Origin of the sequence: Exiguobacterium sp. s21 (genome assembly GCF_018617975.1) — a bacterium.
GTDB classification, from domain to species: Bacteria; Bacillota; Bacilli; order Exiguobacteriales; family Exiguobacteriaceae; genus Exiguobacterium; species Exiguobacterium mexicanum_A.
Window position 1 is genome coordinate 74,157 of the sequence record NZ_JACSLF010000011.1, and the last position, 13,455, is coordinate 87,611.

The following is a 13,455-nucleotide window of genomic DNA, read 5'->3' on the forward strand; positions in this document are numbered from 1 at the left end:
TTTTCGTGATATATGTTTTAAAAGCTGTCACATGGGAATAATCTGAACTGTAAGGCATTTTAAAACTTATTCAATACTTCCATTGTTCCATAAAATTGCTAGTGAGAACAATGGACAAAACAGAAAGGAGAATGTTTTTATGGGTTGGATTATCACTTTAATCGTCGGGGGTATTATCGGTTGGTTAGCAGGTCTTATTTTAGGTAAGGATGTACCAGGTGGCGTCATCGGGAACATCATTGCCGGTATCATCGGTGCTTGGCTCGGTGGTCTCATCTTCGGAGACTTCGGTCCTGCAGTTGGCGGCATCGCGATTATCCCAGCACTTCTCGGTGCGATTATCTTGATCTTGATCGTATCGTTCGTTATGAAGTCAATGAACAAAAAGCGCTAATCCAGTGCTAGAAAAACGGGACCCTCGGCGAGGGTCCCGTTTTTTGTCATGTGAGGATGAGATAGAGGGCCTCATCCCGCTCGATGAATCGTTTCTCGCTCTCCCAGCGCAAAAACGTGAAAATCGACTCGAGCAGCGTCCGGTCGTAGCGCCATTCGACACCGAGGTCCGTTTCGACTCGTTCGTTCGGTTCACCTAAAAGCGCAATGAGGTCATCCGGCCGCTTCTGTAAATCGATGTCGATGCGTTCGACGCGCCCGTCAACAAACCGTAACTCCATCCCCTCATAGCGCCAAACGTCCCCTCGCTCCATCGGTTCACCAATCTCGTCGAGGACGGTTTGTTCACGTTTGTTCATCAGCCCTTCGATCGTCTCAATCGAGTGACCTGTCTGAGCTTCGACTTCGATTTCAATCAACTCGGCCCGATCAAGATCGAACTGCCCGGCGACGGTCTCAGCTTGTTCCGGCAACAAGGCAAACGCCAAGTCATCGTCTTCTGTCAGCGTCACGACCTCAGTCTCGGTCACCGTCGACCCATCGATGACGGCGACGGCTTTCACGTCATAACGACCCGGCATACGCTCGAGTGCCACCTCACCGCCCCCTTCATCAATTCGACCGACTTGTGCACCGTCCACCCACACGTTCGTCAACGGTACGTCCGATGTCACAACGAGCGTCTTCGGCAACAATTCAATCCGATAGTCCGAGAAACCAAATCGTCCTGCCCCCGTATCGACGAGCCGGAACAACCCATCCGTCTCCATACCTTGCTCCCGGTCGGCGCGGTCCTGCGCTACTTCCGAGATGGCCTCGCCCCGAATCGTCTTCTCTTCATTCAACCAGCCCATGAAGCGGAGCGCCTCGGCTCGTGTCAGCGGTTCTGATTCATACTCGACGTTCTCCTGGAAGAAGCTGACGTCCTCGTTCAACAACGCCTCTTTGAACCGGACATGAATCTTGTCATTGGCGGCTGCCGGTTGATATCCCCAGCGATAGACGGCCCCGGCGATCAGCCCGAGCACGATTGTCGCAAGGAGGACATAATAGATTCGCCTCCGCCGTACCGTTTTTTTCGATCGTACATACGCCATCCGTTTACTTCCTCTCTTGATTGCTGTTGTTTCTAGTCTAAGACGATTCATCCTCCCGGACAATCATTCTTCCGCCTGAATTTCCATGTTATGATGAAGTGGAATAGTCATTTACGAATGGAGGAACCCACATGCACACTGAAGCCAACTGTATTTTTTGTAAAATCGTCCAAAACGAGATTCCTTCTTATAAGGTATACGAGGACGACGCCGTCGTCGCGTTCCTCGATATCTCGCAGGTCACGAAAGGCCACACGCTCGTCATCCCAAAACATCACGCCCGAAACATTTATGAACTGCCAGCCGATGTCGCCCGGGACGTCTTCCAAGCCGTGCCTGCTATCGCAAACGCCATCCAGCGCGAGACGGGCGCGATCGGCATGAACATCCTATCGAACGCCGAAGCAATCGCCGGACAAACGGTTTACCATTTCCATATGCATCTGTTGCCACGCTATGGCGAGACAGATGGATTTGACGCAAAATGGGAGACGCACCAAGACGATTACTCCACTGAAGACATGCAAGCCATCGCTGCCGGCATCAAAGCGAAGTTATGAAAAAATGGACCGCCGCTCCTGGAGCGACCGGTCCATTGTCTTATGTGCCCTTATGACGAATTGATCGAATCGAGATGACGTTTCCGCTCTTCCTCGATTTGGGCCCGTTCGACTTGTAATTTAATCGCTTGCTCGTACAACTGTTGCCGCGATTTGACAGATTCCGCTTGTTCGAATTCTTTTCTTAACAAATTTAGACGGGCGTCTATTTCAACGAGTCGCTTTTCAAGCAAAGTTTGTTTACGCGTCTGTTCATTCTGTTCCGACGCTTCATATCCCGCCTCGAGTGCTTCCAATATTGTCTGTGCCCAAGGGTCATCTCCCAGTCGCTTGGCCGCGTTATACAGGTCTAGCATGTCATCAACCCAACGCTTTTGCATGTTCACTGGAGGTCACCTTCCTTTACCCATAGTTTAAAATAAAATGATTTTTCGGTCAAAATTGAATGTTCTGAAAAATTTTATTTAAGATATAGGTTTTTAATCACTCTTTTTTGGTAAAATAATATGAAAAGAATGTATTGTAGCATCAGTGTGCTTGAGGAGGGGAATGTATTGTCGAGTCACAATCGTCGAGAGTGGGTTGCATTTGGCTTCGTCGTAGCGTTTTTAGGGGTTGCGACCGTGAAGAAAATCGCCCGTGGAACGGCAAATGATGCCGCGGCCAATCAACACCGGGCGTCCACAATCACTACGTTGAAAGAACAATTCCAAAAAGTTGCCAAGGACGCGTCGCAAGTAGCCGCGGCAGGTAAATTGCAAGGGAAAGAATTGACGGATCAAGTGAAAGCCGAAGTCGAACGTTATCAACAAGACATTCAGCCTTCAATCGAGCGGATCCAAGGAAACCTAGACGAGCTTTCGAACGTACAGTCAGACATGACCGAAGCGAAAGCGGAAAAGACCAACTGACCGGTCTGTTGTCATCGCCCGTCGTTTTAGTCACATTGTATCCGGAAAGGATGGATCGACATGGAACATGAAAAAGAATTCACTGGCCCTGAGGCCATGCTCTATAGTCATAAAATCATTCAACTTAGTAAGGCATTGTGGAAGACGGTCGAGAAAGACTGGCAGAACTGGATCAAGCCGTTCGATTTGAACATTAACGAACACCATATTTTATGGATCGCTCACGCCCTCGGCGGCGCCTCGATCTCAGAGATCGCCAAATATGGGGTCATGCACGTATCGACGGCGTTCAACTTCTCGAAGAAACTCGAAGACCGCGGTTTGCTCACGTTCTCGAAAAAGGAGACGGACAAACGAAATACGTACGTCCAATTGACGCCTGAAGGCGAAGCGCTCTTGCTCGAGACGATTCATGCGTTCGATCCGGAAGAGAACGGCGTCTTCCGCGCCTCCCTCCCGCTCCAAGAATTGTACGGGAAATTCCCGGACTTGACGGACATCACCGCGATCGTTCGCCGCTTGTATGGCGACAACTTCATGGACATCTTCGCTGAAACGTCGAAGATGATCACAGAAGAAGCCGGACGTCGCCCTGAGGACGACGAGATCAGTAAAGAAGCTTGACCTGCCGATACAGCGGTTCCGTGACGTCTAGCGCCATCCCTTGGCGCACGCACGCCGCGAGAATCGTCTCGGCCTCTAAATGAGGATGAAGCATGCCGACGAAATGAACGAGCAAAGGCTCTATGGACGACAGACCGTAGCGCGCTTGCTCGTTTTGTCGTTCTCGAATATCATCAAGCAGTGCGAAAAACGCGACGACTTCTTGCCGTGTCAGATTCGCCTTGAGCACCTCATGTTCAAAGGGCCGCTCCGACCAATCGACCGCCCCGAGCAACAGTTCCATTTGAAACGATAATTGATTGATTTTCTCTTCTAACGACACGTTCTCCACCCCATCATTTCACATTCTCTTTTATCATTATACGACACGTTTCTGTGCTATGATACTACACAGGCAAGAGAACAGCTGTTATCATTAACAAAATGTGGTATAGTCGGATTTAGAAACTTATAGATTTTTAGGGGTGGAATATATGTCAAACGGAATGACGAACGAACCGAACAAACAAAACAAGAAGTTTTCAACAGGCGCCCTCGTCGGCGCATCAGCGATTGCACTTCTCATCGGTGTCGGCGGCACATATGCGGCGACAAACGGCGGGTCTTCGGACAACTCAGCAGTTGTTTCCTTTGAAGGCGGCGAAGTGACACGCGGCGAGATCGCGGACATGAGCTACGACCGTATGGTCCCACAACTAGCTTTCCAAGAAACGATGAACGAGTTGCTTGAAAAAGAATACGGCGACAAAGTCGAACAAGACAAAGTTGACGAAGAGTTCAGCAAGACTGAAGAGCAGTTCAACTCGAAAGAAGAGTTCGAGCAAGCGATTCAACAAGCTGGCATGACTGACACGGACGAGTTCAAAGAAGCGCTCCGCGGACAAATGCTCGTCGATGCAGCGAAGTCAGAACTCGTCGAAGTGACGGACGAAGACATCGAGGCACAATTCGCGAAAGAGAACGTCGAAGTCAAAGCGAGCCACATCCTCGTTGAGACAGAAGAAGAAGCCCAAGCGATCATCAAAGAATTGAACGATGGCGCTGACTTCGCAGACGTCGCGAAAGAGAAATCGACAGACACAGGTTCTGGTGAAAAAGGTGGCGACCTCGGTTACTTCTCAGCCGGCGCCATGGTCCCAGAGTTTGAAGAATACGCGTTCCAAGAAGACGTGGTCGGCAAAGTATCTGAGCCGGTCCAATCACAATTCGGTTTCCACGTCATCAAAGTCATGGATCGTAAAGAAAAAGATCTTAAACTCGAAGACGAGAAAGATCGCATCCGTGAAGAATTGGCAACTGAAAAAGCAGCCTCTGTCGACGCGAACAAGATCTACGCCGAGTTGATCGAGAAATATAACGTCGACGTGAAAGATGCGAAAGCTTCAACACAGTTCGACGCTGTGAAAGACGCCATCAAAGCGTCAGAAGAAGGTACAGAAGAAGCACCGGCCGAAGAATCGACCGAGCAATAAGCAAAAGACGTCCCGCGGGACGTCTTTTTTTATGCCTTCATAGCTTCGGTTTATAAAACGCACGGTTATCGAGTGGCATGACCCGCTCAGTGAACGCTCCGGGTTCAATCCCCTCGAACGCCTTCTCGAACATGTTCATCCGGGCATCGATGTTGTCGATGAAGAACAACATCTCGGCTTCCGGGAGCTGTGGCGCGTTCGCCGATCCCCACTCCGGTTTCCCGTGATGACTGAGGACGAGATGTTGGAGCAACGTCACGACTTCGCGGTCGGTTCCGAGTTCTCGGGCCACGACCTCGATTTCAGACGCCATGAGCGACAAGTGGCCGAGCAGTTTACCTTCAAGCGTATACTCCGGCGTGATCGCATCCGACAACTCGATCACTTTCGCCAAGTCGTGGAGCACGACACCTGAGACGAGCAAATCACGATTCAATTGCGGGTACAGGTCACACATCGTTTCAGCGAGTTTCAGCATCGACAAGACATGGAACGCCAGGCCCGAATAGACCGCATGGTGGTGTCGCACCGCGGCCGGATACGTGAAGTAAGCCTCTTCGTTCCGGTCGACGAGCGCAGTCACGAGCTCACGCATGCCCGCGTGTCCGATTGCATCGATATAGCCGCGGATTCCCGTCTCGAGTTCCGACTTCGGTACAGGTGCCGAACGGACGTAAGGCGCGATGTCCGTCTCCCCTTCGATGATGGAGATTTGTTTGAGCTTCAGTTGGGTCCGCCCGCGGTAATCCATCACTTCTCCGGAAGCGTGGACGATTTTTTTCGTCGCATATTTATCCGTGTCGGCGCTATCCCATACTTTCGTCTCAATCTCTCCACTCTCATCGCAAAGAATGAGCGTCAAATATGGTTTGCCATTTCCGGCGAGTCCTCGATAGGATTGTTTGATCATGACATATTGGTTTAACGTGTCGCCCACTTTGAGCTGACCGATTTTAGTAGTCGTCAAAAAAAGCACCTCTCTTCTTGTCAGTACCTTCATCTTAACGAAAGTTCACGTGAGATGCCAACTTTCTTAGGAAAGCGGGAATACTTGAGGGAGAAGGAAATTGGGGGAATGGAAGATGAGTTGGAAATGGTATACACGACCCGAAGAAATCGTACAGGTCGACAATCATTATGAAGAAGCGTACACGTATTGGCTCGAGCAGTTGACGACGGCGAAAGTCACAAAAATCATTGTCGCGCAAGACTATATGTACGGCTCGCTCACGCTCGACTATGAACAGCTCGAGCGCGAACCGCAAAAGATCGGGCACTACTTCGTGACCCGGGATTTCTTATGGACGATCGGGTTTGATGACATCTATTGTCAGTCAGTGGCGGCCAAGCAATACGATACACCAATCGAGGCGTTCTATGATTTGCTCGCTGAAAAGATGGACTATTACTTTCACGGCATCGATGAATATGAAGAACGGTTGATGGTCGCCCAGCGCGAGATGAGCGGGCAAGTGCCGCCCCAGTTCATGAATGAGATTTTCGGGCTCCGCAGCGAGATCGAACGATGGTCCGATACCGTCGTCCCGTACCGCGAACTGCTCATGGCCGGGCGCGAGGCGTTTCTCGACATGGACCTAAACGAATTGAGAGCGTATCGTCTCGCCAAATATCGCGTCAATCGGCTCCTGACGTTGATTGAACATTACCAGGAAGACATCATCGCGATGACCGATTTGGCCGCGACGTTGTCAAACTTCCGTGGCAACGAGATCATGAAGGCGCTCACCGTTTTCACGGCCTTGACGACGCCCGTCGTCGCGTTCGGTGCGGTCTGGGGCATGAACTTCAAACAAATGCCCGAGCTCGAGTGGCCGCTCGGCTATTTGTTCGCCTGGCTTATGATCATCGGCTTCACGGTTTTGATTTATTTCTGGTTGAAGCAAAAAAATTGGATTGGGTCACTCCTGCAATTCCCGAATCAAATCCGTAGCCAAGAAAAGTTGGATAAACAGCGCAACAAACGAAATAAGCAAAACTAGCAAAAAACGAACAAAAGTTCGGTATACTGAAAGGAGCAAATGATACAGAAAGGTGATGTTCATGGAACGATTGATCATCCATGTCGATATGGACGCGTTTTACGCCTCGGTCGAACAACGCGACCGCCCTGACTTACGCGATAAACCGGTCATCGTCGGTGGCGCCCCTCACAGCCGTGGGGTGGTCGCCACTTGTTCGTATGAGGCGCGAAAATACGGCGTGCACAGCGCCATGTCGTCACGTCGGGCATTCGCACTCTGTCCGCAGGCGACGTTCGTCAAACCGCGGTTTCACGTCTATCGGCACGTCAGCCAACAAGTGATGTCCATTTTCAAATCGATCACGCCGCTCGTCGAACCGCTCTCGCTCGACGAGGCGTACTTGGACGTGACGGAGAATACGCTCATGAGCACGTCCGGCCCTTATATCGCGCGCTACATCCTTGGGGAAATCAAACGCCGGACCGGACTGACCGCTTCGGCCGGGGTCGCCCCGTCGAAGTTTGTCGCCAAAATCGCCTCAGGATTCAACAAACCGAACGGACTGACGGTCGTCGAGGCGGATGACGTCGAGGCGTTCCTCGCCCCGCTCCCGATCACGACGATGCACGGGGTCGGCAAAGTGACCGCGCAGACGTTGTTCAAGCATGACTACCATACGATCGCCGATTTGCAGGGCACCCGCCCCGAGCAGTTGAAGGCCATCTTCGGCCACGACCGAGGAAATCAGTTATATGAGCTCGCCCACGGTCGGGATAGCCGCCCCGTCGTCCCGACCCGGGAACGAAAATCGATCGGCTCCGAGACGACGTTCGCGTTCGACCTCGACGACCCGGAAGAAGTGTACGAACGCGTCATCCCGGAAATCGAAGACGTGCTCCATCAGCTCGACCGCCGTGAGCTCAGCTGTCAGACGGTGACAATCAAAATCAAGACGAGCGAGTTCCAGGCCCGGAGCCATCAAATCAAATTGAACCATCCGACGCACGACCATGACGAGATTAAACGGCTCGCCCGCCGTCTGTTCGACGAGATGGCGATCACCGAACCGGTCCGCTTGATCGGGATGACGGTCTCGGAGTTGATTCCGCGTACCGAAACAGCACGTCAACTCACATTCGAAGAGCTGACGAAACCTTCGCTTGAAGAATGAATAGTCATTCAGTACAATGGAAGCAAAGGGGGCGAACGGATGGAACAGTATACGATTACAGCGTTCGAGAACGACGGCACGGTCGTCTTGAACGATTCATTTACCGCGGCAAGCGATGACGAGGCGAAAGCGAAAGGGCTCGCGATGCTCGAGGAAGCCGGGCACCTCCATAAAGGGGCCCGCATCGCACGTCGCGGTCAACTCATCTACTTCGAGCGCTGTAAACTGCCAGGAAAACTGAAAGGCACGGCCTCATAATAGAAGCGCCTCGGGAATCCCGAGGCGCTTGTTCATTCGCTATATTTGGCTTCCCACTCGCTGCGCCACTCCATGTAATCGGGATGCAGCTCTTCCGCCGTCTTCCCATCGAGTGAATAGCTCGCTCCGGTAAGCGGCTCGGCCGAATCCGGATATGACGTCCCGCCGATGATCTCGCCGTCCACCATCATGACCGAGACGTTCGTCTGGCCGAGTTCTGCGACTTCATCGAGCGGATGGTTGCGGACGATGAAGTTCTCATGTCGAATGTCACGTCCAATATAGTCATCCGGCGGCGTCATCTGGACTTGCCACGTACTTTGCGTTGGCAACTCAAGCAGATCTGCCTTTTCAAAGCTCAACGTTCTATTCCCTTTTTAAGAGACGACGTCATAGCCTTGCTCCTCTAAGTACGTCTTGGCCACTTTGGCGTCCGCCCCGAGCGTCGGTGCCGGCTGTTCGCTCTCATTCGAGCAGGCCGCAAGCAAGAACACAGCCAAAATCATCCCAACTCGTTTCCACATCATCTCTCACCTCACCGTTTAGCATTTTTTTACACATTCGGCAGAGCAAACAACATTTCCTTCAAAACGGGAAGATGAACAAAATCGTGAAGATGGCGATGACCGCCGTCACGACCTGAAGCGGCAAGCCGACTTTGACAAAATCGAAGAAGCGATAGCCGCCGATGCCGAACACCATCGCGTTCGTCGGTGACCCGAATGGTGTCATGAACGCGAGCGAGGCCGCGATGGCGACGGCGACGACGAGCGGGACGGGACTGACTTGGAGTGCCGAGGCGAGCGACAGTGCGAGCGGAGCGAATAAGACGGCCGTCGCCGTGTTCGAGATGATTTGACTCAGCACCATCGTCGCGACGAAGAGCGCAACGAGCACCCAGACCGGACCAGCCTGCCCGAACGACTCACTGATCCATGTGACGAGCCACGTCATGATCCCAGCATTGTCGAGCGCTTGGCCGACCGGGATCATCGCTGCGATCAAAAGAAGCGAGGACCATTGAATCGATTGATACGCGACGTCCATTTGGCGGACGGCTCCGGTGAGCACCATGGCAAGCGCCGCGAGCCATACCGCTACCGTCGGGTCGACCCACTCGAACACAAGGAGCGTGACCATTCCGAGCATGATCAATCCCGCTGCTAGTTGATGACGTTCGGATACGGCCCGATTGGCCACGTCGGTCACGTGCTCATTGGCAAGCAAGAGATGCGTCTCGTTTCCGACCCGCTCTAAGTCGGCCCACTCCCCTTGGGCGACAAGCATGTCTCCTCGTTCGAGCGGCACATCTTTCAATCGGGTGATGGCGATTTCCTCGTTCGGGCGTACGACTTGAAGCACGTTCAATCGATACTCATTGCGCAACCGACTCTCGGACAAACAGCGACCGACGAGCGGGCTGTCGGTCGGAATCGTGAAAACGGCGACGCCCGACTCTTTGCGTACACATCTTTGACGTTAACCGGCTCGACGACCAATCCTTCTTGTCGGGCGATGCGGTGGACATCCGTCTCATCACCACTGACGAGGACACGCCCTTCCGTAAGCACCGTGTCGGCTCGGGCCGTGATAAACCGATGGACCACTCCTTTTCGGTGTTCGCCGACGACGACCAAGCCGTCTCGTGACCACTTAACGTCACTAAGCGTCTGACCGACGAGGCGGTGTCCTTTCGTGATGGACAGCGCATAGACGGCTACTTGCGGTATCATCAACGGATGAGCCGCCGACGAACGGATATCCCCCGCCCCGAGCAGACGGTTCCCAACGACATAGAAATATAACAGTCCGACCACAGCCACGACGAGACCGATCGGCAAGAGCGCAAAAAATCCAAGCGTTTCCCCCGCCCCTCGGAGCGTCTCCGCGGCGACTAAGTTCGGTGGCGTTCCGATAAGTGTCATCGTCCCACCGATGCTTGAGAAAAAGGCGAGCGGCATGAGCAATTTCGCCGGGCTCGTACCCATCTGCCTTGACATGGCGAGCACGACCGGAATCAACAAAGCGACCGTTCCCGTGTTCGACATCAGGCTCGACAGAAACGTCACGGTGACCATGAGGACGAGAAAGAGACGTACTTCACTCCCTTTCGCGTACGGGATGAGAGCGGCCCCTAACCGTTCGGCGAGTCCGGTGTGAAACAACCCGGCACCGACAATGAACAGTCCGGCGATCATGAGCACGACCGAATTCGAAAAACCGGCCATCGCTTCGACCGGTGTCAGTTGATTTGTCAAAACGAGCAAGAGGAGACCAATCAGCGCGACCAAGTCGGCCCGGAGCCAACCTCCGATAAAACCGATGATCATGACGGCTAAAATCACCAAGGTGACCATGGCGTCCACCCTTCCTTGTGAATGACCTACAAATAGAGTATACCACGCTTTATGTAAGCGCTATCATGAATTGGGTGACAATCTAGGCAACAAAAAAGCGGATGGCTCGATTGCCATCCGCTTCACTGTTATTGAACTTCGTTATCATTCACCATCGGAGCGTAGAGCTCTTCAAGTGGCTTCATGATAATTTTCGTCACTTCTGTGACCAGTTGATGCATGCGTTGCTCTTCTTGCATGAGCTCCATGATCAATTCGTTTTGTTGAACGCCCATCATTTTTGTCTGCGCATCCATCATCTCTTGTTCAGAGATTTCTTCGCCTTGCATTTGCTTCTGTTGAAGCGTCATTTGGATATCACGGAAGTCAGCGAATAACTGGTTCGCTTCTGCATCCGCATTGACACGGTCGTATAGTGAAGAGAGATTTGTGAACTCCTCAGAATCGCGAAGTGCTTTTTCCAATTGGTAAGCATGATCGTACAAGTTTGATTGTGACATGTGACGTCCTCCTAAAAACTATTAGGGCGTGCCGATCAAACGATGGCAATCAACCCTTGAATCAATCCAATCATACCACCTAATAAGGCGCCAAGCCATGTTATTGCCCGGAACTCTCGTTTTGAGATCGAAAGGACGATCTCTTCGAGGTACGAGGTATCGAGCGAGCTCACTTGCTCTTGAACGATTTGATCGATTTTCAGGCGATCCATGACCGTCTCCATTTGATCCGTGAAACGCGTGATGACGAGCCTCACGCCGTTCGGCACGAGTTCTTCGATGACACGGTCTTCGACGTCCCGCGTATAGGAGTGGACGGTCCGATCGAGCAGTTCCCCAACCGGGAGACGCGAGACGACTTCCGTCGTCACACCGTCAATCAACCGTTCCTCTAATCGGTCGTCGAGCAGTGTATCGACCGAGCGTTCACTGAACCGCTCGAATTCGCGCGTGATCATCGTCGCCATGCCAGACCGAGTCGAGCCACCTCGCAAGATATTGATAATCTCCGGACGAATCATTTCGACGAAATTCAAGTTTTGAACGAACCCGGCGATGAAACCGAGCCGACGTTGGACGAACGAGTCGACCATGTGCCGAAGTTGCGCCTCGCCTTCAGCCGAATAAAAGTATTCTTCTGACTTGACGAGCAGGGCGTCCACGATTTCGGGGATGATGCCGCGGACACGGTCCATCCCGTCTTCACCGAGAAGCTCATATAGTTGACGCGACTTCACATCCGCAAGGACAAGTCGGAGCTCTTGACGGAGCTTCGTATCCGCTTCTCCCAACACACGTGTCTCCGCATCGGGATAGAGCGGTTCGATGAGCGAACGGATCGTCTTGTCTGAACGAAGCATCGTCCGAACCTCACCTTGCACGAAGTGCGTAATATGATTACCAACTTGTTCATCGAGCAGGCGCTTACGCATCCCTTCAGGCGTCAACAAGTGCTTGACGACCGTCTTCCCGAGGCTCGTTGCCAATTCGTCGCGACGTTTCGGGATCAACCCCGGGGTGAACGGAACTCTCATCTTCCCGATGTATTTAGGATGATGGGGCCGAAACAACATTTTGATAGCGAGAAAGTTCGTGACTCCCCCGATTGTCGCCCCGATGGCGATCATGATGAATATTTTTAGTAGACTGTCCAAACTGCCTGCCTCCGTTCTGAAATATGATACATTGTTTGAAGAGGTGATTGTATTGACTACGTATGATCGTATTAAATCGATTTTCCCGACCGTTGTCCATCGGTCGGAAGATGCATCCGGAGACTACATCTGGTACCAAGCACACGATGGGACCGTGTTTGGACTACCCAAAATGGAATTGAGCGAGCGTGAACGACAGCTACTTGAATGGTCGGCGACACCGTTTGTGACGACGCGTGATCCGCGTCAAGAGAAATGGCAAGACCGCTTGCTCACAGATTCGTATCGGATTGCCCAGCCATTTCGGTTGTTGTCGCTGTCGCTCCATTATCAAGAGCCGGAATCGCTCGAGCAATTTTTAGAGATATTGCACGATTTCATGCCTGAAGCGGAAATCGTCGTCATGACGCGACATCACGTGGAAATCATCGAGATGAATCAACTCGTCGATTTGTCCGAGTTCGAGGACGTGTTACGAGCCGTGGCGAGCGATTGCTACGTTGAGGCCCATGTCATCTATAGCGAGCGACCGCTCGGTGTGTTAGGGACACTGTACCAACAACATCAAACGCTGCGCCCGTTCGCGAGACTCTCTACTAAAGCTTACCCTGCTAGTCAACTATTATACCATTACTTGCTAGAAGACCATGAGACTTTTGCCGAACGTCTCCAATTGATTGAGGCCGTATATACGACGCTCGACAAGACGAACATCGAGCTGTTAGAGGCATTATTCGCCTACTCTTTAAACGTATCCCATACGGCTAAAGCATTGTTCATGCATCGAAATACGCTCAATTATCGGCTCGATCGGCTGTACGAACTGACGGGATACGATGCCCGCCAATTCTATGATGCGAGTTTGCTTCAACTCATTGTCACGTTGCACAAATCTGAGTAATCGTTTTTGTGCAACGTGTACATATCCAATGCAAGCGGTTTCACCGTATAATCAATCTTGTAAGCGCTATTATAC

General features: G+C 52.1%; 19 protein-coding genes. 9 read left to right on the forward strand and 10 right to left on the reverse strand.

Annotation, left to right across the window (positions count from 1 at the left end; genetic code table 11):
- The first annotated feature begins 139 nt into the window (after positions 1-139).
- A complete protein-coding gene (locus tag KNP06_RS12180) occupies positions 140-394 on the forward strand; it encodes a GlsB/YeaQ/YmgE family stress response membrane protein (protein ID WP_034776523.1) in 255 nt (84 codons plus the stop codon).
- A 46-nt stretch (positions 395-440) separates the two neighbouring features.
- On the opposite strand, the gene KNP06_RS12185 is transcribed toward KNP06_RS12180, so the two are convergent.
- The gene (locus tag KNP06_RS12185; protein ID WP_214712559.1) at positions 441-1,490 is read right to left on the reverse strand and encodes a hypothetical protein; all 1,050 of its coding nucleotides are present in this window, start codon (positions 1,488-1,490) and stop codon (positions 441-443) included.
- A gap of 131 nt (positions 1,491-1,621) precedes the next feature.
- Here KNP06_RS12185 and KNP06_RS12190 point away from each other — a divergent pair, with 131 nt between their 5' ends.
- Entirely contained in the window at positions 1,622-2,050 is a 429-nt protein-coding gene (locus KNP06_RS12190; protein WP_214712566.1) for an HIT family protein, read from the forward strand.
- Positions 2,051-2,100: 50 nt separating this feature from the next.
- On the opposite strand, the gene KNP06_RS12195 is transcribed toward KNP06_RS12190, so the two are convergent.
- Positions 2,101-2,430 carry a hypothetical protein gene (locus KNP06_RS12195; protein WP_251129748.1) on the reverse strand — a complete coding sequence of 110 codons (330 nt, stop codon included), beginning with the start codon at positions 2,428-2,430 and terminating at the stop codon, positions 2,101-2,103.
- 174 nt (positions 2,431-2,604) lie between these two features.
- On the opposite strand from KNP06_RS12195, the gene KNP06_RS12200 reads away from it, so the two are divergent.
- Together KNP06_RS12200 and KNP06_RS12205 are read left to right on the forward strand one after the other, a co-directional pair.
- The gene (locus KNP06_RS12200) at positions 2,605-2,961 is read left to right on the forward strand and encodes a hypothetical protein (RefSeq protein ID WP_235420126.1); all 357 of its coding nucleotides are present in this window, start codon (positions 2,605-2,607) and stop codon (positions 2,959-2,961) included.
- A gap of 60 nt (positions 2,962-3,021) precedes the next feature.
- Positions 3,022-3,585: an HTH-type transcriptional regulator Hpr gene (locus KNP06_RS12205; RefSeq protein WP_021066715.1), complete on the forward strand. Its 564-nt coding sequence runs from the start codon at positions 3,022-3,024 to the stop codon at positions 3,583-3,585.
- Here KNP06_RS12205 and KNP06_RS12210 read toward each other — a convergent pair.
- Complete coding sequence (locus KNP06_RS12210; RefSeq protein WP_308162321.1) at positions 3,569-3,907, reverse strand: DUF1878 family protein; 339 nt, start codon at positions 3,905-3,907, stop codon at positions 3,569-3,571. The genes KNP06_RS12205 and KNP06_RS12210 overlap by 17 nt on opposite strands.
- A 151-nt stretch (positions 3,908-4,058) precedes the next feature.
- On the opposite strand from KNP06_RS12210, the gene KNP06_RS12215 reads away from it, so the two are divergent.
- Positions 4,059-5,057 carry a peptidylprolyl isomerase gene (locus tag KNP06_RS12215; RefSeq protein WP_034776518.1) on the forward strand — a complete coding sequence of 333 codons (999 nt, stop codon included), beginning with the start codon at positions 4,059-4,061 and terminating at the stop codon, positions 5,055-5,057.
- Positions 5,058-5,094: 37 nt separating this feature from the next.
- Here the strand turns inward: KNP06_RS12215 and KNP06_RS12220 are convergent, their stop codons facing one another.
- Positions 5,095-5,967, reverse strand: coding sequence for an HD domain-containing protein (locus tag KNP06_RS12220; protein ID WP_371816325.1), 873 nt, complete (start codon positions 5,965-5,967; stop codon positions 5,095-5,097).
- A 172-nt stretch (positions 5,968-6,139) separates the two neighbouring features.
- On the opposite strand from KNP06_RS12220, the gene KNP06_RS12225 reads away from it, so the two are divergent.
- From KNP06_RS12225 to KNP06_RS12235, 3 genes are all read left to right on the forward strand, one after another.
- Positions 6,140-7,057 (forward strand): magnesium transporter CorA family protein, encoded by a 918-nt coding sequence (locus KNP06_RS12225; protein ID WP_214712576.1) that lies wholly within the window; start codon positions 6,140-6,142, stop codon positions 7,055-7,057.
- A gap of 61 nt (positions 7,058-7,118) precedes the next feature.
- The gene (gene dinB, locus KNP06_RS12230) at positions 7,119-8,210 is read left to right on the forward strand and encodes a DNA polymerase IV (protein WP_251129749.1); all 1,092 of its coding nucleotides are present in this window, start codon (positions 7,119-7,121) and stop codon (positions 8,208-8,210) included.
- Positions 8,211-8,249: 39 nt separating this feature from the next.
- Entirely contained in the window at positions 8,250-8,468 is a 219-nt protein-coding gene (locus KNP06_RS12235; protein WP_029595983.1) for a YhzD family protein, read from the forward strand.
- A gap of 32 nt (positions 8,469-8,500) precedes the next feature.
- On the opposite strand, the gene KNP06_RS12240 is transcribed toward KNP06_RS12235, so the two are convergent.
- The 6 genes from KNP06_RS12240 to KNP06_RS12260 all read right to left on the reverse strand — a co-directional run bounded on the left by KNP06_RS12240 (position 8,501) and on the right by KNP06_RS12260 (position 12,452).
- Complete coding sequence (locus tag KNP06_RS12240) at positions 8,501-8,830, reverse strand: hypothetical protein (RefSeq protein ID WP_214712578.1); 330 nt, start codon at positions 8,828-8,830, stop codon at positions 8,501-8,503.
- Between the two features lie 15 nt (positions 8,831-8,845).
- Complete coding sequence (locus KNP06_RS12245; RefSeq protein ID WP_214712581.1) at positions 8,846-8,995, reverse strand: hypothetical protein; 150 nt, start codon at positions 8,993-8,995, stop codon at positions 8,846-8,848.
- Between the two features lie 58 nt (positions 8,996-9,053).
- On the reverse strand, positions 9,054-9,869 hold the full coding sequence (locus tag KNP06_RS15340) for an SLC13 family permease (RefSeq protein WP_308162322.1): 816 nt from the start codon (positions 9,867-9,869) through the stop codon (positions 9,054-9,056).
- On the reverse strand, positions 9,833-10,825 hold the full coding sequence (locus KNP06_RS15345) for an SLC13 family permease (RefSeq protein ID WP_251129751.1): 993 nt from the start codon (positions 10,823-10,825) through the stop codon (positions 9,833-9,835). The genes KNP06_RS15340 and KNP06_RS15345 overlap by 37 nt, the downstream gene beginning before the upstream one ends.
- Before the next feature lie 128 nt (positions 10,826-10,953).
- Positions 10,954-11,325 (reverse strand): YlbF/YmcA family competence regulator, encoded by a 372-nt coding sequence (locus KNP06_RS12255; protein WP_034776512.1) that lies wholly within the window; start codon positions 11,323-11,325, stop codon positions 10,954-10,956.
- A 35-nt stretch (positions 11,326-11,360) separates the two neighbouring features.
- The gene (locus tag KNP06_RS12260) at positions 11,361-12,452 is read right to left on the reverse strand and encodes a DUF445 domain-containing protein (RefSeq protein ID WP_214712602.1); all 1,092 of its coding nucleotides are present in this window, start codon (positions 12,450-12,452) and stop codon (positions 11,361-11,363) included.
- Between the two features lie 70 nt (positions 12,453-12,522).
- On the opposite strand from KNP06_RS12260, the gene KNP06_RS12265 reads away from it, so the two are divergent.
- Complete coding sequence (locus KNP06_RS12265; protein ID WP_308162323.1) at positions 12,523-13,380, forward strand: PucR family transcriptional regulator; 858 nt, start codon at positions 12,523-12,525, stop codon at positions 13,378-13,380.
- The last annotated feature ends 75 nt before the right edge of the window (positions 13,381-13,455 follow it).

Coding starts and splice junctions, on each gene's coding strand:
- dinB (WP_251129749.1), top strand. CDS start 7,119: ATGGAACGATTGATCATCCATGTCGATATGGACGCGTTTTACGCCTCG.
- KNP06_RS12195 (WP_251129748.1), bottom strand. CDS start 2,430: ATGCAAAAGCGTTGGGTTGATGACATGCTAGACCTGTATAACGCGGCC.
- KNP06_RS12225 (WP_214712576.1), top strand. CDS start 6,140: ATGAGTTGGAAATGGTATACACGACCCGAAGAAATCGTACAGGTCGAC.
- KNP06_RS12245 (WP_214712581.1), bottom strand. CDS start 8,995: ATGATGTGGAAACGAGTTGGGATGATTTTGGCTGTGTTCTTGCTTGCG.
- KNP06_RS12235 (WP_029595983.1), top strand. CDS start 8,250: ATGGAACAGTATACGATTACAGCGTTCGAGAACGACGGCACGGTCGTC.
- KNP06_RS12260 (WP_214712602.1), bottom strand. CDS start 12,452: ATGATCGCCATCGGGGCGACAATCGGGGGAGTCACGAACTTTCTCGCT.
- KNP06_RS12185 (WP_214712559.1), bottom strand. CDS start 1,490: ATGGCGTATGTACGATCGAAAAAAACGGTACGGCGGAGGCGAATCTAT.
- KNP06_RS12220 (WP_371816325.1), bottom strand. CDS start 5,967: ATGATCAAACAATCCTATCGAGGACTCGCCGGAAATGGCAAACCATAT.
- KNP06_RS12205 (WP_021066715.1), top strand. CDS start 3,022: ATGGAACATGAAAAAGAATTCACTGGCCCTGAGGCCATGCTCTATAGT.
- KNP06_RS12180 (WP_034776523.1), top strand. CDS start 140: ATGGGTTGGATTATCACTTTAATCGTCGGGGGTATTATCGGTTGGTTA.
- KNP06_RS15345 (WP_251129751.1), bottom strand. CDS start 10,825: ATGGTCACCTTGGTGATTTTAGCCGTCATGATCATCGGTTTTATCGGA.
- KNP06_RS12215 (WP_034776518.1), top strand. CDS start 4,059: ATGTCAAACGGAATGACGAACGAACCGAACAAACAAAACAAGAAGTTT.
- KNP06_RS12190 (WP_214712566.1), top strand. CDS start 1,622: ATGCACACTGAAGCCAACTGTATTTTTTGTAAAATCGTCCAAAACGAG.
- KNP06_RS12255 (WP_034776512.1), bottom strand. CDS start 11,325: ATGTCACAATCAAACTTGTACGATCATGCTTACCAATTGGAAAAAGCA.